The sequence below is a fragment of the Devosia sp. 2618 genome (genome assembly GCF_040546815.1).
Lineage (GTDB): Bacteria > Pseudomonadota > Alphaproteobacteria > Rhizobiales > Devosiaceae > Devosia.
On the sequence record NZ_JBEPOO010000003.1, the window covers coordinates 1 to 1,903 of the forward strand.

Annotated in this window: 1 protein-coding gene; it reads left to right on the top strand. The window is 55.6% G+C overall.

What is annotated here, in order from left to right:
* Positions 1 to 322: 322 nt before the first annotated feature.
* On the top strand, positions 323 to 1,105 hold the full coding sequence (locus ABIE28_RS21095; RefSeq protein ID WP_354066492.1) for an HNH endonuclease: 783 nt from the start codon (positions 323 to 325) through the stop codon (positions 1,103 to 1,105).
* The last annotated feature ends 798 nt before the right edge of the window (positions 1,106 to 1,903 follow it).

The window sequence follows — 1,903 nt, forward strand, 5'->3', positions numbered from 1 at the left end:
TCGGCTCTCGGCTCTCGGCTCTCGGCTCTCGGCTCTCGGCTCTCGGCTCTCGGCTCTCGGCTCTCGGCTCTCGGCTCTCGGCTCTCGGCTCTCGGCTCTCGGAGGAAGGTACTGCCGCTAGTGCATACTGTCACGAATAACCTGCATGGCACCTCTCGAAGGTCACCGGCCCGACGCCCATAGCCACGTCTTCGGCAGGCTTTTCATAACCTGAGGCTACGTAGTTCTCCATATTCTCAAGGAGAACCCGAGTGTCGATCGTTTTGAATGTCCGTCCAAGCCAACAAGCAGTGCTACGTTCAGCCGCGTTCATCAACCTCAGATGGATCTCGCCCTTGAGGCAATCGATTCCAGGGTCTTGCTCTATGCCCCACGCGATGAGGTCAAGCACGGCTACTTTGGCACAGCGGAGGTCGTCCAAGTGAAGAGGGACAAGCACGATCCACGCTTTCTAGTGCTTAGCCTTAGTGATGTCGTACCGTTCAGGGTGCCGATTTCGCCAGCGTGGCTTCGCGAAATCGAGTTGAACGACAGCAGCCAATCTGATGAAGGAGAATTCTATCGATATGCGGAAGGTATTCGCCGCCTTCATCCACACACATTTGACCGAATAGTTGCCTGGGGCACCAACGGCAGCGCGCCGCCGGAACAAGGCGTAGCCGATCAGGCACAAACCGAAGCCTTTGGTGAAACAGTGGAGGAACGAGAACGCAGGCTGCGTAGCGAATTGGTGCGGTCTCGACGCTTGCGGTTCGACGTTATCGAGCTCTATGGCCCCAAGTGTGCGTGCAGCAGCTTAATAGTGGGGGCCAGTGATGGATCAGAACACGAAGTAGAGGTTTGTCACTTTATGCCGGTCAAACTGGGCGGACCCGATAACGTTGAGAACGCCTTTCCTCTAACTCGTACGCTGCATTTTGCATATGATCGTGGACTGTTCACCGTCCGTCCGAGCCGCAAGATCCTCTTCAGCTCCGAAGCCACTTCTGATCTCAAATGGCTGTTCCGAGGAAACACGCACGCCCGCTTTCCGGCGGATGGGAGTGCGCGACCAAAAACTGAATATCTCGATTTCCACTTCAGGGAGATTTTCAGAGGGAGGTAGCCATTAGCGCTTTTCAGACGGTGCGATGAATGGTAGCCGCGACGGCATCGGCACCAAATAGTCGCGTGAACCAGCCCGTTCTAGGCGCTCACTTTGGACCGCCTAGTGCGGCTTCGCTTCGAGCAGTGAAGTCGGCAGAGTGTATTCATCGCTGATTCGCGTAACGAGCGCCCGGTGCTCTTTCCGAACTGTGGGGCGGGAGGGCGATGATTGGTAAGTGGCATAGTCGCCGGGCGCCCCATCCGGATGGTCAGGTGTTATGTTGCCAGCGGGAACACGGACGCGAGAAACTCGCGATAATTCAAATGGCATCATGAGTAGGCGGTAGGTCTTCGCCATCAGGGGCCACCAGTCCGGAACGCTGTTGATTCGAGAGCCAATTAAGACTTGTCGTCCGATACAGTCGATCCGTCGTCGACTGCCCAGGCATCTGTCTTGGCACCCCCATCGACGCGCATATTTTGATCCTGTTTTTTATTCCATATGCCTTTGATTGGATGGCGAGACTATGAACTTTTAGTTTGTGGTGTTGGTTTTGGTTTTTTTTGGGGGGGGAGGGTCGACGGCGGCGAGGTGCTGTTGCCGGGGCAGGTCGGTTTCGTTGGGATGGATAGGCTTGAAGGCAGGGCCCTGACCAGGTGCTGGCATTTGTGGCGTGGTTAGATACGGCCACCACCAGCCGGCTGCTTTTTGGATTGCATCAGCTCAAACGCAAAACCCCCGCTGGCTTTCGCCAACGGGGGTTTTGAATTTATTTCGACATTGTATTGAGAACCGTATGTTTTTTGCAGACCTTGC

Bases quoted from the DNA above. Each gene is read 5' to 3' on its own strand.
- ABIE28_RS21095 (WP_354066492.1), top strand. From the start codon at position 323: ATGGATCTCGCCCTTGAGGCAATCGATTCCAGGGTCTTGCTCTATGCC.